General features: G+C 71.7%; 5 protein-coding genes. 4 read left to right on the forward strand and 1 reads right to left on the reverse strand.

The features are described 5' to 3' along the window. Positions 1–607: 607 nt before the first annotated feature. Both EHS43_RS34235 and EHS43_RS34240 read left to right on the forward strand, forming a co-directional pair. Complete coding sequence (locus EHS43_RS34235; protein WP_125194536.1) at positions 608–1,273, forward strand: DUF6230 family protein; 666 nt, start codon at positions 608–610, stop codon at positions 1,271–1,273. Between the two features lie 17 nt (positions 1,274–1,290). Further along, on the forward strand, positions 1,291–1,800 hold the full coding sequence (locus tag EHS43_RS34240) for a DUF6114 domain-containing protein (RefSeq protein WP_260470832.1): 510 nt from the start codon (positions 1,291–1,293) through the stop codon (positions 1,798–1,800). An 82-nt stretch (positions 1,801–1,882) separates the two neighbouring features. Here EHS43_RS34240 and EHS43_RS34245 read toward each other — a convergent pair whose 3' ends face one another. Continuing rightward, the gene (locus EHS43_RS34245) at positions 1,883–2,614 is read right to left on the reverse strand and encodes a peptidase E (RefSeq protein ID WP_125194538.1); all 732 of its coding nucleotides are present in this window, start codon (positions 2,612–2,614) and stop codon (positions 1,883–1,885) included. A gap of 286 nt (positions 2,615–2,900) precedes the next feature. On the opposite strand from EHS43_RS34245, the gene EHS43_RS34250 reads away from it, so the two are divergent. Both EHS43_RS34250 and EHS43_RS34255 read left to right on the forward strand, forming a co-directional pair. Further along, positions 2,901–3,917 (forward strand): substrate-binding domain-containing protein, encoded by a 1,017-nt coding sequence (locus EHS43_RS34250; protein WP_125194539.1) that lies wholly within the window; start codon positions 2,901–2,903, stop codon positions 3,915–3,917. An 88-nt stretch (positions 3,918–4,005) separates the two neighbouring features. Beyond that, a partial coding sequence (locus EHS43_RS34255) for a nitrate- and nitrite sensing domain-containing protein (RefSeq protein WP_260470833.1) occupies positions 4,006–6,266 on the forward strand: 2,261 nt, incomplete at its 3' end.

Raw genomic sequence — 6,266 nt, forward strand, 5'->3', positions numbered from 1 at the left:
GGCGCCCGCCGTTGCCGACCCGTCACGCCTTCTCCGTACGTGACGGACCGGCAACGGCATCAGGCCGGCGTCCGGCCGGCTGCCCCATGGGGGAGGGCTCCGGCCGGGCCGGGCGAGAGATGGCGAGCCCGGTGCGGCCCAGGGGGGAAACGACCGGTTCGGGTGCCGTGGAGGGTCGGACTCGGGCGGTGAAGAACCCGTGAGGACAGATGGTCCGGGAACGCGGGCAGGTGCCGCCCGACGGCTTGGATCCGGCGCCACGGATCCGAGCGAGCCAGGGAGAGTTGTAGACCTGAGGATCCGTCAACGTCAAGGTGTCGCAAGGGAATTGATCTTCGATTGACGGTATTTTCCGCTGTCAGGAGCACTGTTGATCACGGGCGGACCATAATCAACACCCTTTACGCACAACTTGCTTGACCCGTGGGCGTAACCGCCGGTAACTTCCGTGCCATTACTGCGGAGTACGGGCAAGCCCTTGCAGCCGCCGGGGGTTGGCAGGAGACGTACGCCGCAACCGTTTGTCCGCGCCAGGACAACAAGCCACTGAAGCCGCACATCCGCACGTGAGCCCCACTTGCGTCGACTATGCCCCTGGGAGCAGCACATGGCCTCGTCCGACGGCACCACCTCCGAGTCCCCCGAAAGCGGTTCCACACCGGAAACCCCCGGCAGCACGGCCAGACGCGGGCGGGTCCGGGGCCGCCGGGCCGCGATCATGGCCGTGCCGGCCGTCGCGGTCACCGCGGGCATGGCGATCCTGACCTCCCAGGGCGCCCTGGGGGTCCAGTTCGCCATCTCCGGCATGCCCTTCACGGTCACCGCGACCGAGCTCGACGGCACCGGGTTCGAGCAGTTCGGCGGCCTCGACAACATGGCGGACAACAGCCCGAACGCCGGCGACACCGGCGGGCAGGTGCTGGTGGTGACCTCCGCCATCAAGAACGCCACCCTCACCAAGCTGTGCCAGAGCGTCGACCTGGGGGGCACCAACCTGCGGATCGAGGCGGGCAGCGGCAAGGACAAGGTCCAGGCGACCGACCTGACCACGGACTCGACCGAGCTGTCCGGCGACGCCGCCTTCCGGAACATCGAGATCGGCAACGACGCCAGCACCCTGACCAAGGCCGGTGTGAAGGGACCGCTCGGCGTCTTCAGCCAGCAGGCCGACACGGTGAACATCGCCAACCTGCGGCAGACCAACTACGCGACCACGGCCGGTGTGTTCAAGCTCCCCGGCCTCAAGCTCAGTTTCAGCAGCAAGGCCTGCTGATGGAGGGGCAGGAGCCGGTGAGGACCCCGCGGAGCGCGCCCGAACAGGACGCGTTCACCCGCTGGGTGTACGGACGACCCTTCTTCGGCGGGCTGTGGCTCACCCTGGGCGGGGCATTCATCCTGCTCACCATGAAGGCCTCGCTGAAGGTCGTCGTCCATGTCGGGATGCAGGGGGTGGCGGGTTACCTCCTGCCGATCCTGATGGTGCTGCTGGGGCTCCTGATCCTCTTCAGCCCCGCCCAGCGCCTGTTCTACTCGATCACCGGCGTCCTGGTCTCCCTCGGCACCTGGGTGACCTCGAACATGGGCGGCTTCATGGTCGGCCTGCTGCTGGGGGTCGTGGGAAGCGTCCTGACCTTCGGCTGGCTGCCCGACCAGGAACCACGGACGAGCCGCCGCGAGCGGCGCGGAACAGCACAGGGGGCGCCCCAGGACGGCTCGGCCACCGGGACGGGACAGACCGGTCCCGACACCCGCACGGCCCAGGCCGTGACGGCCGCCGGCGCACCGAGGACCGCCCCGTAGTCCCGGACGCGGGAACCGCTCCCGCGACCGGATCGCGCATCCGCCTTCCCCTCCCGGGGCCCGGACCGCGCGGGCACGCCCGTCACACGCCGGGCAGCCTGCGCGGTTCGACGCGTTCCTCCACCGCCGCGCCGCCCTCGCGCGTGACGACGTAGGCGCCCTTGCCGGGCACCTCGGTCACGGCCTCGACGAGTTCGGTGCCGCGGTAGACCAGCCCGACGCCGTCGTCCGTGCAGTGGGTGGCGGGCAGGGTGCCGTCCGCGACCAGCCGGTGGACCAGGGGGCGGCGGCCCGGGTCGCTGTCGTAGTGCACCCCGTTGCCGTACGGCAGAAAGCCCAACGCGTCGGTGAGCGGGCGGAGTTCGGGGCCGTACGAGTCGGTGGTGCCGCCCTCGAACCAGCACAGCGAACCCGCGCTGACCCCGCTGAGCACCACGCCGGACTCCCAGGCCCTGCGCATGATCCGGTCGAGTCCGTGCACCCGCCACACGGCGAGCAGGTTGGCCACCGAGCCGCCCATGACCCACACCACGTCCTGCTCCAGGACGGTGCCCTCGACGTCGTCCAGGTTGGGCATGGGGAACAGGTGCAACGGGGTGAGGTCGAAGCCGGCCACCCGTGCCGCCTCGTGCATCCGGGCCGTGAAGTGCTCGGCGTCCCCGACGGCCGTGCCGACGTACATCACGCGCGGTCTGCGGCCGTGGGCGCCGGAGAGGTCGACGGCGTGGTGCACCAGCGCGTGGAACGACACCATGGTGCGACCGCCGGTGCGGTGCCCTCCGGAGGTGGCGACGATCGTCGGTTCTGGGGCCATCCGGTGATCCTAGTCAGCGGCCACCGGGACGTGGGGCGGAAAAGAGGGGACGGGACCGAGGGGGGCGCAGTCACGCGCGCGTGCGCGCAGTCACGGGTGCCGCACGCCGGTGAAGATCATTACGATGCGGAACCGAGAAGTCACTACAAGGGGCTGATCACTTGACTACCGGCGGTCACACGCGGTTGGCTCCTGGCCAGTGAAGGTTCAACCGGCCGACGCGCCCGCGTTCCGGCCACACTTTCACGTTCCGCCTGCCAGGCCGCACAGCGAGGTGCCGCACCTTATGAACACCACTCCCCCACCTCGGACTTCCCTCAGACCCGGATCCCTGCGCACGGCCGCCCTCGCCTGCGCCGCCCTCCTGCTGCTCGCCGGCTGCTCCGGGGCCGACGACGACTCCCGGCTGGGCGCGGGCGCTGCGGCGGGTTCGGACGCGGCGGGGCTGAAGGTCGCCCTGATCACCCACGGCGGCGAGGGGGACGCCTTCTGGGAGCGGGTCCGCAAGGGCGCCGAGGCCGCCGCCGCGAAGGACGGCATCGTGCTGACGTACGCCAACGACTCCGATCCGGCGGGGCAGGCCCGGCTGGTGCGCGAGGCGATCGGCGACCGCGTCGACGGCATCGCGGTGACCCTGGCCAAGCCGGCCGCGATGAAGGCCCCGGTGGCCGCTGCGCGGGCGGCCGGCATCCCGGTGGTGGGCCTCAACTCCGGTATCGACGCCTGGAAGTCGCAAGGTCTGCTGGAGTACTTCGGCCAGGACGAGATCGTGGCCGGCGAGGCCGTCGGGACCAAGCTGAACGGCCTGAAGGCCAAGCACACGCTGTGCGTCGTCCACGAGCGGGGCAACGTCGCCCTGGAGGCGCGCTGCGCCGGTGTGCGCAAGACCTTCGGCGGCGAGACCGAGAACGTGTACGTGGAGGGCACCGACCCCGAGGCCGTGGACACCGTCCTCACGGCCAGGCTGCGGCAGGACCCCGGCATCGACGAGGTCGTCACGCTGGGCGCGCAGTTCGCGCTCGACGCCGTGGACTCGGTGAAGGCCGCCGGCAGCAGGGCGCGCATCGCCACCTTCGACCTCGACGACGACCTCGTGAAGGCGATCCGCTCCGGGAGCGTGCAGTTCGCGGTGGACCAACAGCCGTATCTGCAGGGCTACCTCGCCGTGGACGCCCTGTGGCTGTACCGGACCAACGGCAACATCAGCGGGGGCGGGGTGGCTCCCGTGCTCACCGGGCCCGCCTTCGTCACCCGGACGAACGTCGCCGCGGTCGCGGGGTTCGCCGCCGCCGGCACCCGTTGACCCTCCCGCCCCGGGCAGCGTGAGCAGCGTGAGCACCCCAGGAACCGACCGCAGGCAGACCACTCCCCCTGACCGCCCAAGGACGACCATGCCCGACCGGACCGGCGCCCGGCGCCGCCTCGGCTCCATACGTCTCTCCCTCATCATGCTGGCGTTGGTGCCGAGCGTCACGCTCGCCGCCATGTGGGGTGTGACGACCACGCAGTTGTTCTCGGAAGGCCTGCGGCTGCGCTCGCAGACCGACCTGAGCCGGTCGACCGGCGCGATGGGCACCGAGGCCACGCTCGCGCTCCAGGGGGAGCGAGCGGTGTCCGCCGCCTGGCTGGCCAGGGTGCCCGGTTCCCGGGCCGCCCTGGACGAGAAGCGGGCGGCCACGGACGCGGCGGTCGCCCAGCTCGTGCGGCGGTCCGAGGAGATCCAGCAGGCGCCCGAGCGCATCGCCGAGCAGCTGTACTCGGTGCTCGGGTCGGTGGGCAGCCTGGAGTACTACCGCGACCAGGTGGACCACCCCACCGACATCACCGCCGCGCAGGCCCTCGACCAGTACACGTCGATCATCGACGACCAGATCCACGCCTTCCAGCAGCTCTCGCAAGTCGACGACGGCGACCTCACCTCGCAGGCCGGGCCGCTGGTCGCCATCGAACACGCGGCGGAGCTCACTTCCCAGGAGGACGTGGCGCTCACCCTGGCCTGGCCGTCCGGGCACCTCGACGAGAAGGCCTGGGAGCAGTTCGTCCGGACGGTGAGCACGCGCCGGTGGCTGGTCGAGGACCAGATCGTGCCCGCGCTGACCGGTGACGCGAAGACGCAGACCGAGCGGATCCTGGCGAGCGCGGACTGGCAGACCCTCACGGCGGTCGAGGACCAGGTCCTCGCCGCGCGGCCGGCCGACGGCACGGGCCGGGTGGCCCTGCCGGACGCGGGCAAGCGGTGGACGGCGGCGATGCAGAAGGTGTCCGTCCGCTACTCCGACCTGATCCGGCAGCAGACCTCGGCCCTGCTGACCCGGAGCGCGGACAAGGCGCACGAGCAGCTGCTCACGGCGGCCTCGCTCAGCGCCGTCGGACTGATCGCGCTGCTGATCTGCCTGGTGATGTCCTGGCGGATCACCCGTTCGCTGTCCCGGCGGCTGCGGGGCCTGCGGGAGGCCACGCTGGGCCTGGCCCAGGAGCGGCTGCCGGACGTGGTCGCACGCCTGGACCGGGGCGAGAAGGTCGATGTGGACCGGGCCGCACCGGAGTTGGACTACGGCTCGGACGAACTGGGCCAGGTGGCCAAGGCGTTCAACACGGCACAGCGGACCGCCGTGATGACCGCCGTCGAACTCGCCGACACCCGGCGGGGGTTCCAGAAGGTGATCCTCGGCATCGCCCGGCAGAGCCAGAACCTGGTCAACCTCCAGCTCAGCCGGCTGGACACCCTGGAGCGCGAGCACCAGGACCCGGACGTCCTGGCGGGACTGTACGAACTCGACTCCACGGCAAGCCAGTTGCGGCGGTACGAGGAGAACCTGGTCATCATCAGCGGTGGCCAGCCACGGCGCAGCTGGACCGAGCCGGTCGCGCTGATCGACATCCTGCGCAGTGCGGTGGGTGAGGTCGCCGAGTACCAGCGGGTGGAGGTGCGCACCGAGGAGGAGGTCTGCCTGGCCCCGCCCGCGGTCGCGGACGTGATCCACCTGCTGGCCGAACTGATCGAGAACGCCACGCTGTACTCCCCCGCGCCGAGCCCGGTCGGGGTGCGGGCCGGCCTGGTCGCCAAGGGGCTCGCCGTCGAGGTCGAGGACCGGGGCCTCGGCATGTCGGAGGAGGAGTACGCGGCCTTCAACGCCCACCTGGCCGAGGCGCCCAAGTTCGACGTGGTCGCCCTCGCCGACGACCTGCGCCTCGGCATGTTCGTCATCGCCCGCATCGCCAACCGCCACGGCATCCAGGTCACCCTGCGCTCCTCGCCGTACGGCGGCACGACGGCGATCGTGCTGATCCCGCACGAGATCGTCGTACGGGAGGAGGAGACCGGGACCTCGGAGGACTCCGCGGCGGAGGGCCGGGGCGGGGTGCCGGCCCCGCGGACCGCGAAGGTGAGCGCCGGGGCTTCGGTCGCAGCGGAACGTACGGCGGACCCGACGGACCCGGCGCACTCGCCCGACTCGGCCGGCGCACCGGACGCCTCAGGCTCGGCGGACGCCGGAGGTTCGGCGGACCTGGACTCCGCCGCTGCTCCCGCCCCGGCGGACACCCCGGGCTCGGCGGACACCCCGATCGCGGACACGGACGAACCGGCGCGGGCCCAGGGCGCGCGGCCGGTGTCCGGTCGGCAGGCGGCGGGCCCGGTGCCCGCCCCGGC

Origin of the sequence: Streptomyces sp. RP5T, assembly GCF_003933965.1 — a bacterium.
Classification (GTDB): Bacteria; Actinomycetota; Actinomycetes; order Streptomycetales; family Streptomycetaceae; genus Streptomyces.